Below are 14,186 nucleotides of genomic sequence, written 5' to 3'. Positions count from 1 at the left end.
CTCGCGCAACCGCTCTTCATGACCCTCCGCTTCGACAAGCTCGGCGTCGTCATCGCCGTGATCGTCACCTATGCCGCCTTCGTGGCGCCCTTCGCCACGTTCCGCGCCAACCGCATCGTGCCCGGACAGGCGCGCTCGATCCTCGAAGCGTTGCCGCCCACACTTGGCGCGCTGCTGCTTGCGATCGTCATTGCCGGCGGCATTGTCGCGCTGCTGCGGACGTCGCTGATCCTGAGGCTCGTCGCCAGCATGATTGCGCTTGTTGCGCTCGCGATCCTGATCGGCACCGCCGGCGGTTTCCTGACGCCCGCCGGCAACACTTTCGCCCGCGTCGCGCCGGCCTCGGGCTTCTGGCTGCTGATCTTTGCCTTCACGCTGCTTCTGGCCGATGTGCTGACCAGACTTAACCTTTCGCCCTGGGCGCGTGTCGGCGTCCTCATCGTCGCTGCGCTCGCGATCGGCGCGCTGCTGGTCTCGGGAAATTGGAACAGCCTTTCCATTCTCAAGGAATATGCCAGCCGCGCCGACAGTTTCTGGGCCGAAGGGTCCAAGCACGTCACGCTGGCGCTCGGCTCGCTGGCGGCAGCGGTTGTCGCCGGAGTTCCGCTTGGCATCCTCTGCCACCGCGTCGAGCCGCTGCGGGCAGGGGTGCTGAATGTGCTCAACATCATCCAGACCATTCCGTCGATCGCGCTGTTCGGCCTGCTGATCGCGCCGCTCGGCTGGGTCGCCGCGCATGTGCCGGGCGCCGCGGCGGCCGGCATCAGAGGCATCGGCACCGCGCCGGCCTTCGTGGCGCTCTTTCTCTATTCGCTGCTGCCTGTCGTGGCCAACACCGTGGTCGGGCTTGCCGGCGTGCCGCGCGCCGCCAACGATGCCGCGCGAGGCATGGGCATGACCGATCGCCAGCGCCTGTTCGATGTCGAGTTCCCGCTCGCCTTTCCGGTGATCCTGACCGGCATCCGCATCGTGCTGGTGCAGAACATCGGGCTTGCAACGATCGCGGCGCTGATCGGCGGCGGCGGTTTCGGCGTGTTCGTCTTCCAGGGCATCGGCCAGACAGCGATGGACCTTGTGCTGCTCGGCGCGGTGCCCACAGTGGCGTTGGCCTTTGCCGCGGCCATCATCCTCGACGCAATCATCGAAATGACCTCCACCACGCGCAGGGCGGACCCCGCATGATCGAGATCGAAGGCATCACCAAGCGCTATAACGGAACGGCCGTCGTCGACGACGTGTCGATGGTCATCGAACCGCGCACCATCGCCGTCATTGTCGGCACTTCCGGCTCAGGCAAGACGACGCTGCTCCGGATGATCAACCGGCTGGTCGAGCCGACGTCCGGCGTGATCAGGCTCGACGGCGCCGACAACCGATCGCTGCCCGGCTACCAGCTGCGCCGCAGCATCGGCTACGCCATCCAGGGCCATGGCCTGTTTCCGCATCGCACCGTGGCGCAGAACATCGGCACGGTGCCGCTGTTGCTCGGCTGGGACAAGGACCGCATCAAGGCGCGCGTCGAAGAACTGATGACGCTCTACCAGCTTGACCCGCAGGCCTATGGTCCGCGCTACCCGCATGAGCTCTCCGGCGGCCAGCAGCAGCGCGTCGGCGTTGCCCGCGCGCTTGCCGCCGAGCCCAATGTGCTTCTGATGGACGAGCCCTTCGGTGCGCTCGACCCGATCATCCGCACCAAGGCGCAGGAGGATCTGCTGGCGATCCAGAAGCGCTTCGGCACCACCGTCATTCTCGTCACCCACGACATGGAGGAGGCGGTGCACATGGGCGACAAGATCGCCGTCATGGATGCCGGCAAGGTGCTGCAATACGCCAAACCGGCGGAGATCCTGGCGAGGCCCGCAAATGGCTTCGTCGAAACCCTGGTCGGCTCCAGCGAGCGGCCGTTCCGGCTCTTGTCGCTCGGCCGCGTGCGCGATGCCGTGGAGGCCGGCGGCGCCGAAGGCGAGGCGATCCCGGGCGACGCCAGCCAGCGCGACGCATTGGCCGAGCTTTTATGGACGGGCCGCCCGGCACTGCCGGTGAAGGGCGCCGACGGCAAGCCGCTCGGGCGCGTCACCGTGGAAGGGCTGGTGAAGCGCGCGAGGCCGGCATGAAGGCGTGGCTGCCCGCGCTGTTGAGGCTGGCGCTTCTGGTGCTGCTTGTGGTCTTCATCGCCAGTCCGGGCTGGTTCGAGCCACTGCTCCGACCGCTGACCGAGAACGGCGCGCCGGCGATCTACAACCAGGGCAGCCTGCTGACGCTGACATTGCTGCATCTGAGGACCGTGCTCGCCGCCACGGTGGCAGCGACGATCGTCGCCGTCGCGCTCGCCATCCTCGTCACCCGGCCCGCCGGCGCCGAGTTCCTGCCGCTGTCGCGCAGCCTGGTCAATATCGGCCAGACCTTTCCGCCGGTCGCCGTGCTGGCGCTTGCCGTGCCGGCGGTCGGCTTCGGCGAGAAGCCGACGCTGATCGCACTCTTTCTCTATGGGCTGCTGCCGATCTTCGAGAACGCGCTGACCGCGCTCACCACGCTGCCAGGCAACGTCATGGAAGCGGCGCGCGGCGCCGGCATGACCGGCTGGCAAAGGCTGATGAAGGTCGAACTGCCGCTGAGCGCCCCGGTGATCCTCGGCGGCATACGGCTCTCCGTGGTCATCAGCCTCGCCACAGCCACCATCGGCTCGACGGTGGCCGCCAAGACGCTGGGCGAGGTGATCATCGCCGGCCTGATCTCGAACAACCTTGCCTTCGTGCTGCAGGGCGGCCTGATCGTCGCGGCGCTTGCGGTGCTGATCTACGACGGCCTGTCGGCGATCGAGCGCTTCGCCGCGCGCCGCATGGGGCGGGAAGCGGAGTAGCCGGCTATCAGATCTCATCCTCGGCGATTTCCGCCATCTTCAGAAGATGGCGCAGGAGGCCGGTCTTGAGCGGCTTGTTGCCGTGTATCGGGATGGAGAGACGGACGATGCTTCCCTCCTTTCCATAGATATGATGGCTTCCGGCTATGCGCAGAAGTTGCCAGCCTCGTCGCTCTACAGCCTTCGCAAGCTCCTTGCCGGATATGGACTTCAAACAGCGATTTCCACGACCCTGCCGGGCTCCGAGGTCGTTGATGACGGCAGATCGACGGAAAGGCAGCCCTCGATGGCTTCACGCAGATTTGCCAAAAGTTCGTCCAGGGTTTCTCCCTGTGTCGCGCATCCGGGAATGGCCGGGACCTCTGCCCAGAACCCACCTTCTTCGGCTTCGTGGACGATTGCCTTGAATTTCATTGATCGCTCCTGTCTCCAGCGGAAGATAGGCTTGCGGCGGGTATTTGCAAAGTCAGTGGCGCTGCCGCTCAGCGGGCAGGGTGGTCCAGCGTCAGTTCGAGCATCGTGCCGCCTCGGGCGTCGATAATCCAGCGGCGGCGGATGACAGCGAAGTCGTGGCGCGCGCCGGCAGTCTCGAGCGAAATAAGATCACCAACCGCGCAATCGCTGCCGAGATCGAGCGTTTCGACCATCCCGGCAATGGCTTGCTTGCTGGCATAATGTTTCGCGCTGGCTGTGAGCGCGACCGACACTGAGCCCCCGGTTGCGCGATCTTCGGGACTCGGCAATTGATCTTCCCGATGCCCCGATCTTTCAGCAGGAGTTCTTGCCATGACCTTGCGTCTCTCCAAGATCGTCATGTGTCTCTGTCTCGCGGCGTTCGCCTTCCTGGACGCTTTCGGCAACATCACCGATTACGGCTCAAACTTCGCCTTTGTCCAGCATGTGCTGAGTATGGATACCACCTTTCCAGGCAACGCGCTGATGTACCGCTCGATCACCAACCCGGCGCTGTGGACGGCCGGCTACTGGCTGATCATCCTCGGCGAGGCGCTGACTTGCCTGCTCTATCTCGTCGCCGCTTGGAGCCTTTGGCGGGCGCGCAAGGCGAGCGCGCAGGACTTCAACGACGCCAAGAAATTTGGCCGTCATTGCCGCCACGATGGGCTTCCTGATCTGGTATTTCGGCTTCATGGTCGTGGGCGGCGAATGGTTCGCCATGTGGCAGTCGGGCATCTGGAACGGCCAGCAGAAGGCGTTCATGTTCTACATGACCATGCTTGCCGTCCTGATTTTCGTCATCCAGCCTGACGGCGACCTGCGCAAGCGCTGATCACGCCAGGTCATTTCAATCGATCTAAAAAGACGGTGACTCGCACCGGTGAGTCGCCGCCTTCGTCTTTTGGGCGAAAGCCGGGCAAAAACCGAACAATATCTTGACGTTCCGAGCCCTGTTTCGCATACACCGCAGCCAAGGGTTGGATTCCGTGCGCGGCATTCATCCCGTTCCAACGGCCCAGGGAGGGGTTCTTTTGGGCCATCAATCGAGGAAAATCCGGCAATGACCATCATTACCGCCGTCATCGCCTGCGGCTTGCTGTCAATTCTGTACGCCATCTGGGCGACACGTTCGGTCCTTGCGTCCGATCAGGGCAATCAGCGCATGCAGGAAATCTCCGCCGCCATCCGCGAAGGCGCCCAGGCCTATCTGGCGCGCCAATACACCACCATCGCCGTCGTCGGCATCGTCGTGCTTCTGCTTGCCTGGTGGCTGCTGTCCATCACATCCGCAATCGGCTTCCTGATCGGCGCCGTGCTTTCGGGCACCGCCGGCTTCATCGGCATGCATGTGTCGGTCCGCGCCAATGTGCGCACCGCGCAGGCCGCCTCCAACAGCCTCGCCGCCGGCCTCGACATCGCCTTCAAGTCGGGCGCCATCACTGGCCTGCTGGTGGCGGGCCTGGCGCTGCTCGGCGTCGCCATCTATTACGCCATCCTGACCGGCCCGATGGGCCTGCAGCCGAACGACCGCGTCGTCATCGACTCGCTGGTCTCGCTCGGCTTCGGCGCTTCGCTGATCTCGATCTTTGCCCGTCTCGGCGGCGGTATCTTCACCAAGGGTGCCGACGTCGGCGGCGATCTCGTCGGCAAGGTCGAAGCCGGCATTCCGGAAGACGATCCGCGCAACCCGGCCACCATCGCAGACAATGTCGGCGACAATGTCGGCGACTGCGCGGGAATGGCCGCGGACCTGTTCGAAACCTATGCGGTGACCGTCGTCGCCACCATGGTTCTGGCCTCCATCTTCTTCGGCCGCACTGCCGTTCTTGGTGCGGCGATGCTCTATCCGCTCGCCATCTGCGGCGCCTGCATCCTGACCTCCATCGTCGGCACCTTCTTCGTCAAGCTTGGGTCCAACGGCTCGATCATGGGCGCGCTCTACAAGGGCCTGATCGTCACAGGCCTGCTGTCGATCATCGGCCTCGCTATCGCTACGTCGGTAACGCTCGGCTGGGGCGAGATCGGCAATGTCGGCGGGATGGCCATCACCGGCAAGAACCTGTTCATCTGCGGCCTGATCGGCCTCTTGGTGACCGGTCTCATCGTGGTGATCACCGAATACTACACCGGCACCAACAAGCGCCCGGTGAACTCGATCGCCCAGGCGTCGGTGACCGGCCACGGCACCAACGTCATTCAGGGCCTCGCGGTCTCGCTGGAATCGACGGCGCTTCCAGCGCTCGTCATCGTCGGCGGCATCATCGCCACCTACCAGCTCGGCGGCCTCTTTGGCACGGCGATCGCCGTCACCACCATGCTTGGCCTCGCCGGCATGATCGTGGCGCTCGACGCCTTCGGCCCGGTCACCGACAATGCCGGCGGCATCGCCGAAATGTCAGGCCTGCCCAAGGAAGTCCGCCATTCGACCGACGCGCTCGACGCCGTCGGCAACACCACCAAGGCGGTGACCAAGGGTTACGCCATCGGCTCCGCCGGCCTCGGCGCGCTGGTGCTGTTCGCGGCCTACTCGAACGACCTGAAGTTCTTTGCCGCCAATGGCGACAAATATCCCTACTTCCAGGGCATGGGCGAGGTCTCCTTCGATCTCTCCAATCCCTATGTCGTCGCCGGCCTGATCTTCGGCGGCTTGATCCCGTATCTGTTCGGCGGCATTGCCATGACCGCCGTCGGCCGCGCCGCCGGCTCGATCGTCGAGGAGGTGCGCAAGCAGTTCCGCGAAGACAAGGGCATCATGGCCGGTACGTCGAAGCCGAACTATGCGCGCGCCGTCGACCTTCTCACCAGGGCCGCGATCCGCGAGATGATCATCCCGTCGCTGCTGCCGGTGCTGGCGCCGCTCGTCGTCTATTTCGGCGTGTTCTTGATCTCGGGCTCGAAAGCCTCGGCCTTCGCCGCGCTCGGCGCCTCGCTGCTCGGCGTCATCGTCAACGGCCTCTTCGTCGCCATCTCGATGACCTCCGGCGGCGGCGCCTGGGACAACGCCAAGAAATCGTTCGAGGACGGTTTTACCGACAAGGACGGCGTCAAGCACCTGAAGGGCTCCGAGGCGCATAAGGCATCGGTCACTGGCGATACTGTCGGCGACCCCTACAAGGACACCGCCGGCCCGGCCGTCAACCCGGCGATCAAGATCACCAACATCGTGGCGCTGCTGCTCCTGGCCGTGCTCGCGCACGGCTGACCGCAGCCTTTTTTCTAAACAAAAACCCGCGGGAGCGATCCCGCGGGTTTTTCATTGCCTGAGATGTTGAAGCTTCCGAACGAAGCCAAAGAGAGAACGCTGAAAGAAGATCAGGTGCCGGGCGTGCCGCCGCCCGGGATGCCGGGCGCCAGCTTGCTGGCGCCGTTGATGATCTGGCTGAGGAAGTTCTGGTCCTTGCCGCCCGTCGGCGTCGTCCTCGAGATGAAGTCGAAGATCTTGCCGTCCTTCAGACCGTAATTGGCGATCTGGGTGACGCGGCCGTCGGCGCCGAAATAGACCGCCAGCACGTGCTGGTCGACCAGCCGTGGCTTGTCGAAAGCGACATAGCGCTTGCGCGTCTGCGATATGTAGTAAAACGCCTCGTTGTCGAAGGTCGCCGTCGTCGACGGCGTGCCCAGCGCCAGAAGCACCTGCTCGCGGCTCGACCCGACCGGCACCGAGTCGATCGCCGCCTGGTCGATGACATAGCCTTGCGTCAGCGTCTCGCTCGGGCTGAGATCGCCGATCATCTTGGATGAATTGCAGGCCGAAAGCGCGGACACCGCCACCAGCAGAGAAGCTACGCCCGCCGGCAGGGGCGTAAGAAACGACTTGAATTTCAGCGCACCCAACAACAATTCTCCATCACATCCCCGCAACTTGCGCTGGGCCGCAAAACCGGTAAACCAGCTTGCATGCCGATGCAACAAGGCCAAATCAAACACAAGGTCCCCGGGAGACCACCCTCAATGTTCCAGCGCCTTTTTGGTCGCGAACGTCATGCCAACCGCGCCATCACCGAGGCGCTCTACGCACAAATCGTGGCGGCGGCGCGGCAAACCGTGTTTTATTCCGACTGGAATGTGCCGGATACGCCGCTCGGCCGCTTCGAGATGCTGGCGCTGCATATGTTCCTGTTCCAGCACCGGCTGCGCGGGGAGGGCGGTGCGGCAACTGAGATCGCGCAGGTGCTGATCGACGAGTTCTTCCTCGATGTCGACCATTCGCTGAGGGAACTCGGCATCAGCGACGTCGGCGTGCCGAAGCGCATGAAGAAGCTGGCAAAGATGTTCTATGGCCGCACCGCGGCTTATGACGACGCCTTGCGGGACGACGACCGCGCCGCCCTTAGCATGGCACTTGCCCGTAACGTCAGGCCCGATGCCGGCGAGTGGCTCGAGGCGCCGCTGCTGGCGGGCTATGTTTCCGCAGCGTCCCGGCAGCTTGCCGCGCAACCGACCGAATCGATCGCGGCCGGCACCGTGGCGTTTCCGGTCGCCGGAGCCGTGTGAAGGAGGCGAGAATGAAACACGCCGAACCGCAGAGCCCCGTATCTTTCGTCGCCAACGTCGCCCGCCTGCCGCACAAGGGCTTGCCGGTTGTGATCGCGGCCGACGAACGCCAGCGCGCGGCCCTTGCCGCCGAATACGACCTGCTCTCCGTCGAGAGCTACCGCGCCGAACTCCTGGTGGCGTCCTGGAAACGCAACGGCGTCAAGGTCAGCGGTCGCGTCGAAGCCGACATCACCCAGGCCTGCATCGTCACCCTCGATCCGGTCGCGGCCCATATCGACGAACCCGTCGAGGCGCTTCTCTTGCCGGAGCAGTCGAAGCTCGGACGCGAAGGGTTCGAGGGCGGCGGCGAGATCGTTCTCGATGCCGACGGACCGGACAGTCCCGAAACTTTTTCCGGCGACACTATCGATGTCGGTGCGCTCGCCGAGCAATTTTTCGGCCTGGCGATCGATCCTTATCCACGCAAGCCCGGAGCCTCGCTCAAGGCCGAGGCCGACGATCAGCCTGAGGAAAGCGAATTTCAGAAAAAGCTGCGTTCGCTGCTCGGAAAATCCTGAAGGCGGCTGGGATTTTGGAAAAGTTGGTTGTGCGGCTGCCCAAAACCGCTATTTTCGCCGGACCTTCGCGAGCCCCCCTTACCTCGGCAGGCGCACGCCGCCAGCCAGGCAAACCGTGAGAAAAACACCGCGTGATCAGGATTTCCATCGATGCCATGGGCGGCGATCACGGACCAGGCGTCGTCATCCCGGCGCTGATGACGGTCGCCATCCGCCGCCCTGACATCCGCTTCGTCATCTATGGCCGCGAGGACGCCGTGCGTCCCGAGCTGGCCAAGTTCCCCAAGCTGGCCGAGGTCAGCGAGTTCGTCCATTGCGAGATCGCGGTAAGGATGGACGACAAGCCGAGCCAGGCGCTGCGCCACGGCCGCTGGAAGTCGTCGATGTGGAAGGCGGTCGAGGCGGTGAAGAATGGCGCAGCGCAGGCCTGCATCTCGGCCGGCAACACCGGCGCGCTGATGGCGATGTCGAAATTCTGCCTGCGCACCATGGCCACCATCGACCGCCCGGCGATCGCCGCGCTCTGGCCGACGACGCGCGGCGAGAGCGTGGTGCTCGACGTCGGCGCCACCATCGGGGCGGATGCGCATCAGCTCGTCGATTTCGCCATCCTCGGCACCGGAATGGCGCGCTCGGTGTTCGGCATCGAGCGGCCGAGCGTCGGCCTGCTCAATGTCGGCGTCGAGGAGATCAAGGGCCAGGAGGAGGTCAAGGAGGCCGGGCGCATGCTGCGCGAGGCCAACATGGCCTCGATGAACTATCGCGGCTTCGTCGAGGGCGACGATATCGGCAAGGGCACGGTCGACGTGGTCGTCACCGAAGGCTTTGCCGGCAACATCGCGCTCAAGACGGCCGAGGGCACGGCAAGGCAGATCGCCGGCTACCTGCGCGCCGCCATGAGCCGCACGCTGATGGCCAAGATCGGTTATGTCTTCGCCAAGGGCGCCTTCGACCGGCTGCGCGAGAAGATGGATGTCGGCCGCTCCAATGGCGGCGTCTTCCTGGGCTTGAACGGCATCGTCGTGAAGAGCCACGGCGGCGCCGATTCGGACGGCTTCGCGGCGGCGATCGAGCTCGGCTACGACATGGTGCGCAACAATCTGCTTGACCGGATCGAGGCCGATCTCGATCTGTTCCATGCGCGCAATCCGACTGCCCAGGCAAACAGGAAATCCGGCGTCGCCGTCGACGCCGAGGAATAGGAACGAACCTTGATCAGATCAGTCGTGCGCGGCAACGGTGCCGCGCTGCCCCGCCGCATCATGAAGAATGCCGACTTCGAAGGCATGGTCGAAACCTCCGACGAGTGGATCGTCCAGCGCACCGGCATTCGCCAGCGCCACGTCGCGGCCGATGACGAGACGACGGCCTCGCTGGGCGAGGCCGCAGGGCGCGCCGCGCTCGACAGCGCCGGTCTGACGCCTGCCGACATCGACCTGATCGTGCTGGCGACGTCGACGCCCAACAACACGTTTCCCGCGACCGCGGTGGATATCCAGAACCGGCTCGGCATGCATCACGGCTTTGCCTTCGACATGCAGGCCGTGTGTTCCGGCTTCGTCTACGCGGTTGCCACCGCCGACCTCTATATCCGCGGCGGCCTGGCAAAGCGCGTGCTGGTGATCGGCTCGGAAACTTTCTCGCGCATCCTCGACTGGAGCGACCGCTCGACTTGCGTGCTTTTCGGTGACGGCGCCGGGGCCGTTGTGCTCGAAGCAGCGCAGGGGACGGGCGGCATTGCCGATCGCGGCGTGCTGGCGGCCAGCTTGCGCTCGGATGGCGTCCACAAGGAGAAGCTCTTCGTCGACGGCGGCCCATCGACGACGGGCACGGTCGGCCATCTCAAGATGGAAGGCCGCGAGGTGTTCAAGCACGCGGTCGGCATGATTACCGACGTCATCGAGGCAACCTTTGCGCAGGCTGGCATCACGGCGGAAGACCTCGACTGGTTCGTGCCGCATCAGGCCAATAAACGGATTATTGACGCTTCCGCCAAGAAGCTCGGGATTGCCGAACAGAAAGTGGTGGTCACCGTCGATTTGCACGGTAACACCTCGGCTGCCTCCGTGCCGCTCGCTTTGTCGGTGGCCGTTGCCGATGGCCGCATCAAGAAGGGCGACCTGGTTCTGCTCGAGGCGATGGGCGGAGGTTTCACCTGGGGCGCGGTGTTGCTCCGCTGGTAAGTGCCGAACGCGCGGGTTCGGTCCTTGACCTTGCCGGATCAATTACTTAGGCTCTGCCGCTGGCTGTATCGATTTACGTTTTTTTGAGCTGATGGGACGGTTGCATGGGGGGAAAGACACTTACGCGTGCCGACCTTGCCGAAGCCGTTTATCGCAAGGTTGGTTTGTCGCGAACTGAATCGGCCGAACTCGTCGAGGCCGTGCTGGATGAAATTTGCGAGGCCATCGTTCGCGGTGAAACGGTGAAGCTCTCGTCCTTCGCAACCTTCCATGTCCGCTCCAAAAATGAGCGCATCGGTCGCAATCCGAAGACCGGCGAGGAAGTGCCGATCCTGCCGCGCCGGGTGATGACCTTCAAGTCGTCGAACGTGCTGAAGAACCGTATCTTGCGCTCGCACCAGAACAGCAAGGCCAAGAGCGGCAAATAGCGCGCCGGCAAATACGGTTGAAAAACCGCCGTGAGCTTTGACGCCGGGCTTGAATATCCTTTCATAAATCGCTGAAATAAGGCTCGATTCGGCATAAGTGTCGGATCGTCGTCCAGCGTGAGGATTCGTCCATGGACAAGAGCCCCGATGCCTTCCGCACCATCAGCGAAGTCGCGGAAGATCTTGACCTGCCGCAGCATGTGCTGCGTTTTTGGGAAACGCGCTTCAACCAGATCAAGCCGATGAAGCGTGGTGGCGGCCGCCGCTACTACCGGCCGCAGGATGTCGAACTGATCAAGGGCATCCGGCACATGCTCTACGATCAGGGCTACACGATCAAAGGCGTGCAGAAGCTGCTGCGCGAGAACGGCAACCATTTCCTGGTCGCCATCGGCAGTGGCGACATGGCCGCGGTCGAGGCGATCGCGCAACGTCGGCAGGCCGATCAGGTACCGCTGACCGCGGCCGCCCAGCCGCGCAGCGACGAGGATGCGCTTGTCGGCCAGCCGAAGGTGAAGCCCAGCCGCCGTTTCTTCGGCCTCGGCAAAAGCGACGACGAAGGTCCCGTGCAGCCGGACTCCTCGAAATTGTCGCGCGACAACCGGGCTTTGCTGCAGGAAGCGCTCTTTGACCTCCTGGAGTGCAAACGCCTGCTCGACCAGGTGCGTTGAGCTTCGGTCGCCGGCCCTGCGACCTGAGCGGTCAGCGTCTCTGAACGTCGGAACTGCCATCGCGCCCACGCGTTAGGCCTTCTCTGCGAAGGAAGGATACCTGGCATGGCGTTGTTTGCGACCGATCATGATCTGGACAAGCAGTTTGCGGCGCTCTCGCGGCAGTTCGACGATCTTAGGAAAGCCCTCGCCAAACGCGGCGACGCCTATTACGAGGACGGGCGAGAGGCGGCGTCCGACTATTATTCGCAGCTCGCCGAACGCCTCTATGAGACACTGCCGGCAATCAGGCGCAGGGGCAGGGCGCTCGAGCACACCGCGCGCGATCATCCGGCCACCGCGGCAGCGGTAGGGTTGGTTGTGGTCGGGCTGCTTGCCGGCCTTCTCATCAGCCGGCGCTGACTTTCACCCGACTGCGAAACAGAAATGGCGGCCGTTCGCGACGGCCGCCATTTCCGTGCCCCCTCCCGATTTGATCGGCATGAAACGGCTCTATCCCCGATCAGTTCGCGAGCTTGATCCGGCTCTTCGGGTCGACCTGAGCCGTCGCCGGACGGCACTTGCCATAGACGGTGCCGTTGGAGTCGGTGCCGTCGACATATGTGCCCTTGCAATTGAGCTGCAGCACCACGCATGCGCCATGGCCCTTGCAGACAGCGCCGTCGTTGCTGGGAAGAATGCCGGCGAAAGCCGGGGCCGAAACCGAGCCGAAAGCCGAGACGACGAGGGCGGCGGCGAGCGCGATACGCTTGAAGTTGGTCATTGAGCATTTCCTTCCATTGGTTGTTGGGATCGCCTTCCTGGCGTCCCGGTGGGTTGAGGAGCGCCTTCGTGGCGTCCATGACCGCTTGGTGCCGCGTCCAATGGGAAAGGTTCACATCCCATGCGATTTCTTTCGCCGGGCAGATGTGCGCGTTGTTTTGGAAGGTGTCAGACGTCGGATTCGCTTGCAGCGCGGGCTGTGCTTCTGGCCAGCAGCGCCTCGCCGTAGAGGCACCCGATGCCGCGGCGCGGCCGTCTGAGATAGGCGGATTCGTAAAGGCGCCGATGATGCTCGATCGGCAGCATAAACCTTTGCGGACTCAAAGCCAGCCGGTCGCGCATACCGGTGCGGGCAAGAGGTCGAGACTGCAACGAAGAGGGTCGAACACGACTGCGCGTTTGATGGGCAGTTGACGCCAAAGCTGGTGGGCTTGGCCTGCAAAGCGAAAATCCGACGGGAAGGCCGCGCCCGGTCAACAAGGGCCGGCCTTCCCATCTGCAGGAGAAAGGATCAGGCCTTCTTCGCAACGACCTTGTGGTGGTGACGATGATGATGGTGGCGGTGGTGGTGCCGGTGATGATGCTTGCGGTGATGATGGTGATGCTTCTTCATCGGAGCCGCATCGGCGCTGGTCGTGCCGAGGATCGGCATCGTGAACGCCAGGGCCAGAGCCAGCCCGAGCGCGGACAGGAGGGACTTCTTCATGACTTCGTTTCCTTTTTACGCGGGCGTTCGGAGATTCACCGAACCAAATCGGTGACCCAAGCCTCGCGATCGGGACTATCCTCCTGGATTTTTTCGACAATTTTTCCCAACTGTAGATTTTTGTTTCTGGATTGTTTCCGGCTGAACTCCGGCGGCGCCGCGCGTCCGAAAGGACGCGCAGCTGGCGTTGCGACACCATGATCTTTTGAAACCTGCCGGACGGTACGCCGGCCTCTTCGCTCACATCGGCGGGGCGATGCCATGATTGCCGACCACAACGCGGCGCGAGACGAGCTTGCCGTCGCTGCCGCGCTCGGCGCTGACGAAGACCGCCATGCCCGACTTGAGGTCCGTCGGCTTGGCGGTCGCGAATTTCACGATCGGCGTCGATTGCGGGATGGCGATCTCTTTCTTCTGGCCATTGCTATAGGTGAGCGTCACGGTTCGTCCGTTGATCCCGGTCACGTTGGCGACGGTGCCGTTGGTCATCCGGCTGTTGGGCTGCAAATCCCAATCGCGATCGCCTTCTCCGGTGCCCTTCAATGCGGCGGGGAAGATCACGACTTCCAGCGCGCCGCTGCCGCCGTCGGCCTTGGATACCGATGCGATGCCAAGGAAATCGCCCTGCTTGATATCGTCGGCCGATGCCTTGGCGACACCGGAGATCATCCAGTCGGGAGCAAGGGTGACCGTATCGGTCTTGCCGTCATGGGCTTTCACCGTCAGCGCCGTTCCGGCGAGGTCGACCACCGTGCCACGCACGCGCACGCTCTCGGCCTGCGCGGAAACGGCAAAACATGAAATCGTGCCGAGCACGATCGCGAATAACTTCAGTTTCATGGCATCCGATCCTTCCAAAAGGGTTTGACGCCGCCCGCCATCGACCAGTGACAGAGACCTAACGAATTGGAGCAGGCAAAATGCCGACGGTTCCGTCTTCAGCGCTTCAAAAGAACTTGATTGCGCGTCGCGCCATCTTACGTGTTGGTAGCCTTGCGGCTTCGGCCTTCGGTCGACAGGACCGGTTCACGATGGCGTGACGGCCGCGACGGTCCCTCTTGGCAAA

20 protein-coding genes and 1 pseudogene are annotated in these 14,186 nt (G+C 63.7%); 12 read left to right on the top strand and 9 right to left on the bottom strand.

The window, feature by feature from the left end; translation table 11 throughout:
• Positions 1-18: 18 nt before the first annotated feature.
• Genes RFM40_RS17765 through RFM40_RS17755 form a run of 3 tightly spaced genes read left to right on the top strand, consistent with a single transcriptional unit; the run spans position 19 to position 2,860 of the window.
• Positions 19-1,182 (top strand): ABC transporter permease, encoded by a 1,164-nt coding sequence (locus RFM40_RS17765; protein ID WP_320227775.1) that lies wholly within the window; start codon positions 19-21, stop codon positions 1,180-1,182.
• Positions 1,179-2,114 (top strand): ABC transporter ATP-binding protein, encoded by a 936-nt coding sequence (locus tag RFM40_RS17760; RefSeq protein WP_320227773.1) that lies wholly within the window; start codon positions 1,179-1,181, stop codon positions 2,112-2,114. The genes RFM40_RS17765 and RFM40_RS17760 overlap by 4 nt, the downstream gene beginning before the upstream one ends.
• Entirely contained in the window at positions 2,111-2,860 is a 750-nt protein-coding gene (locus RFM40_RS17755) for an ABC transporter permease (RefSeq protein ID WP_292373080.1), read from the top strand. The genes RFM40_RS17760 and RFM40_RS17755 overlap by 4 nt, the downstream gene beginning before the upstream one ends.
• Before the next feature lie 7 nt (positions 2,861-2,867).
• On the opposite strand, the gene RFM40_RS17750 is transcribed toward RFM40_RS17755, so the two are convergent.
• The 3 genes from RFM40_RS17750 to RFM40_RS17740 form a co-directional block, all read right to left on the bottom strand.
• Positions 2,868-3,074: a type II toxin-antitoxin system HicA family toxin gene (locus RFM40_RS17750; protein ID WP_320227772.1), complete on the bottom strand. Its 207-nt coding sequence runs from the start codon at positions 3,072-3,074 to the stop codon at positions 2,868-2,870.
• Positions 3,071-3,274 carry a type II toxin-antitoxin system HicB family antitoxin gene (locus RFM40_RS17745; RefSeq protein WP_320227770.1) on the bottom strand — a complete coding sequence of 68 codons (204 nt, stop codon included), beginning with the start codon at positions 3,272-3,274 and terminating at the stop codon, positions 3,071-3,073. Before RFM40_RS17745 ends, RFM40_RS17750 begins: the two co-directional genes overlap by 4 nt.
• Positions 3,275-3,342: 68 nt before the next feature.
• Positions 3,343-3,567 (bottom strand): hypothetical protein, encoded by a 225-nt coding sequence (locus RFM40_RS17740; protein WP_320227768.1) that lies wholly within the window; start codon positions 3,565-3,567, stop codon positions 3,343-3,345.
• A gap of 79 nt (positions 3,568-3,646) precedes the next feature.
• Here RFM40_RS17740 and RFM40_RS17735 point away from each other — a divergent pair.
• Positions 3,647-4,148 (top strand): annotated as a pseudogene (locus tag RFM40_RS17735) (DUF2165 family protein).
• A 10-nt stretch (positions 4,149-4,158) separates the two neighbouring features.
• On the opposite strand, the gene RFM40_RS17730 reads toward RFM40_RS17735, so the two are convergent.
• On the bottom strand, positions 4,159-4,356 hold the full coding sequence (locus RFM40_RS17730; RefSeq protein WP_320227767.1) for a hypothetical protein: 198 nt from the start codon (positions 4,354-4,356) through the stop codon (positions 4,159-4,161).
• A 20-nt stretch (positions 4,357-4,376) separates the two neighbouring features.
• On the opposite strand from RFM40_RS17730, the gene RFM40_RS17725 reads away from it, so the two are divergent.
• Positions 4,377-6,518: a sodium-translocating pyrophosphatase gene (locus RFM40_RS17725; RefSeq protein WP_320227766.1), complete on the top strand. Its 2,142-nt coding sequence runs from the start codon at positions 4,377-4,379 to the stop codon at positions 6,516-6,518.
• A gap of 110 nt (positions 6,519-6,628) precedes the next feature.
• Here the strand turns inward: RFM40_RS17725 and RFM40_RS17720 are convergent, their stop codons facing one another.
• Positions 6,629-7,150 (bottom strand): outer membrane protein assembly factor BamE, encoded by a 522-nt coding sequence (locus RFM40_RS17720; RefSeq protein WP_126100136.1) that lies wholly within the window; start codon positions 7,148-7,150, stop codon positions 6,629-6,631.
• Between the two features lie 117 nt (positions 7,151-7,267).
• Between RFM40_RS17720 and RFM40_RS17715 the strand changes: the two genes are divergently transcribed.
• From RFM40_RS17715 to RFM40_RS17685, 7 genes are all read left to right on the top strand, one after another.
• Positions 7,268-7,810, top strand: coding sequence for a ubiquinol-cytochrome C chaperone family protein (locus RFM40_RS17715; protein WP_320227764.1), 543 nt, complete (start codon positions 7,268-7,270; stop codon positions 7,808-7,810).
• Positions 7,811-7,821: 11 nt separating this feature from the next.
• Complete coding sequence (locus RFM40_RS17710) at positions 7,822-8,370, top strand: YceD family protein (protein WP_320227762.1); 549 nt, start codon at positions 7,822-7,824, stop codon at positions 8,368-8,370.
• A 131-nt stretch (positions 8,371-8,501) separates the two neighbouring features.
• A complete protein-coding gene (gene plsX / locus RFM40_RS17705; RefSeq protein ID WP_320222683.1) occupies positions 8,502-9,572 on the top strand; it encodes a phosphate acyltransferase PlsX in 1,071 nt (356 codons plus the stop codon).
• A 9-nt stretch (positions 9,573-9,581) separates the two neighbouring features.
• Positions 9,582-10,553: a beta-ketoacyl-ACP synthase III gene (locus tag RFM40_RS17700; protein WP_292340361.1), complete on the top strand. Its 972-nt coding sequence runs from the start codon at positions 9,582-9,584 to the stop codon at positions 10,551-10,553.
• A gap of 104 nt (positions 10,554-10,657) precedes the next feature.
• Positions 10,658-10,981 (top strand): integration host factor subunit alpha, encoded by a 324-nt coding sequence (locus RFM40_RS17695; protein WP_320222681.1) that lies wholly within the window; start codon positions 10,658-10,660, stop codon positions 10,979-10,981.
• 131 nt (positions 10,982-11,112) lie between these two features.
• The gene (locus tag RFM40_RS17690) at positions 11,113-11,652 is read left to right on the top strand and encodes a MerR family transcriptional regulator (protein ID WP_320227761.1); all 540 of its coding nucleotides are present in this window, start codon (positions 11,113-11,115) and stop codon (positions 11,650-11,652) included.
• A gap of 105 nt (positions 11,653-11,757) precedes the next feature.
• A complete protein-coding gene (locus RFM40_RS17685; protein WP_320227760.1) occupies positions 11,758-12,054 on the top strand; it encodes a glycine zipper domain-containing protein in 297 nt (98 codons plus the stop codon).
• A gap of 100 nt (positions 12,055-12,154) precedes the next feature.
• On the opposite strand, the gene RFM40_RS17680 is transcribed toward RFM40_RS17685, so the two are convergent.
• From RFM40_RS17680 to RFM40_RS17665, 4 genes are all read right to left on the bottom strand, one after another.
• On the bottom strand, positions 12,155-12,415 hold the full coding sequence (locus RFM40_RS17680; protein ID WP_320222678.1) for a hypothetical protein: 261 nt from the start codon (positions 12,413-12,415) through the stop codon (positions 12,155-12,157).
• Positions 12,416-12,582: 167 nt separating this feature from the next.
• The gene (locus RFM40_RS17675; protein ID WP_320277883.1) at positions 12,583-12,720 is read right to left on the bottom strand and encodes a hypothetical protein; all 138 of its coding nucleotides are present in this window, start codon (positions 12,718-12,720) and stop codon (positions 12,583-12,585) included.
• A gap of 205 nt (positions 12,721-12,925) precedes the next feature.
• The gene (locus RFM40_RS17670) at positions 12,926-13,120 is read right to left on the bottom strand and encodes a hypothetical protein (protein WP_126100144.1); all 195 of its coding nucleotides are present in this window, start codon (positions 13,118-13,120) and stop codon (positions 12,926-12,928) included.
• A gap of 240 nt (positions 13,121-13,360) precedes the next feature.
• Positions 13,361-13,960 carry a hypothetical protein gene (locus RFM40_RS17665; protein ID WP_320227759.1) on the bottom strand — a complete coding sequence of 200 codons (600 nt, stop codon included), beginning with the start codon at positions 13,958-13,960 and terminating at the stop codon, positions 13,361-13,363.
• Positions 13,961-14,186: the final 226 nt, after the last annotated feature.

Origin of the sequence: Mesorhizobium captivum, from assembly GCF_033977165.1 — a bacterium.
Classification (GTDB): domain Bacteria; phylum Pseudomonadota; class Alphaproteobacteria; order Rhizobiales; family Rhizobiaceae; genus Mesorhizobium; species Mesorhizobium captivum.
This window is presented reverse-complemented; position numbering and strand designations above follow the sequence as displayed.

Bases quoted from the DNA above. Each gene is read 5' to 3' on its own strand.
- RFM40_RS17675 (WP_320277883.1), bottom strand. From the start codon at position 12,720: ATGCTGCCGATCGAGCATCATCGGCGCCTTTACGAATCCGCCTATCTC.
- RFM40_RS17680 (WP_320222678.1), bottom strand. From the start codon at position 12,415: ATGACCAACTTCAAGCGTATCGCGCTCGCCGCCGCCCTCGTCGTCTCG.
- RFM40_RS17710 (WP_320227762.1), top strand. From the start codon at position 7,822: ATGAAACACGCCGAACCGCAGAGCCCCGTATCTTTCGTCGCCAACGTC.
- RFM40_RS17765 (WP_320227775.1), top strand. From the start codon at position 19: ATGACCCTCCGCTTCGACAAGCTCGGCGTCGTCATCGCCGTGATCGTC.
- RFM40_RS17755 (WP_292373080.1), top strand. From the start codon at position 2,111: ATGAAGGCGTGGCTGCCCGCGCTGTTGAGGCTGGCGCTTCTGGTGCTG.
- RFM40_RS17670 (WP_126100144.1), bottom strand. From the start codon at position 13,120: ATGAAGAAGTCCCTCCTGTCCGCGCTCGGGCTGGCTCTGGCCCTGGCG.
- RFM40_RS17685 (WP_320227760.1), top strand. From the start codon at position 11,758: ATGGCGTTGTTTGCGACCGATCATGATCTGGACAAGCAGTTTGCGGCG.
- RFM40_RS17730 (WP_320227767.1), bottom strand. From the start codon at position 4,356: ATGGCCCAAAAGAACCCCTCCCTGGGCCGTTGGAACGGGATGAATGCC.
- RFM40_RS17760 (WP_320227773.1), top strand. From the start codon at position 1,179: ATGATCGAGATCGAAGGCATCACCAAGCGCTATAACGGAACGGCCGTC.
- RFM40_RS17665 (WP_320227759.1), bottom strand. From the start codon at position 13,960: ATGAAACTGAAGTTATTCGCGATCGTGCTCGGCACGATTTCATGTTTT.
- RFM40_RS17725 (WP_320227766.1), top strand. From the start codon at position 4,377: ATGACCATCATTACCGCCGTCATCGCCTGCGGCTTGCTGTCAATTCTG.
- RFM40_RS17715 (WP_320227764.1), top strand. From the start codon at position 7,268: ATGTTCCAGCGCCTTTTTGGTCGCGAACGTCATGCCAACCGCGCCATC.
- RFM40_RS17695 (WP_320222681.1), top strand. From the start codon at position 10,658: ATGGGGGGAAAGACACTTACGCGTGCCGACCTTGCCGAAGCCGTTTAT.
- RFM40_RS17745 (WP_320227770.1), bottom strand. From the start codon at position 3,274: ATGAAATTCAAGGCAATCGTCCACGAAGCCGAAGAAGGTGGGTTCTGG.
- RFM40_RS17690 (WP_320227761.1), top strand. From the start codon at position 11,113: ATGGACAAGAGCCCCGATGCCTTCCGCACCATCAGCGAAGTCGCGGAA.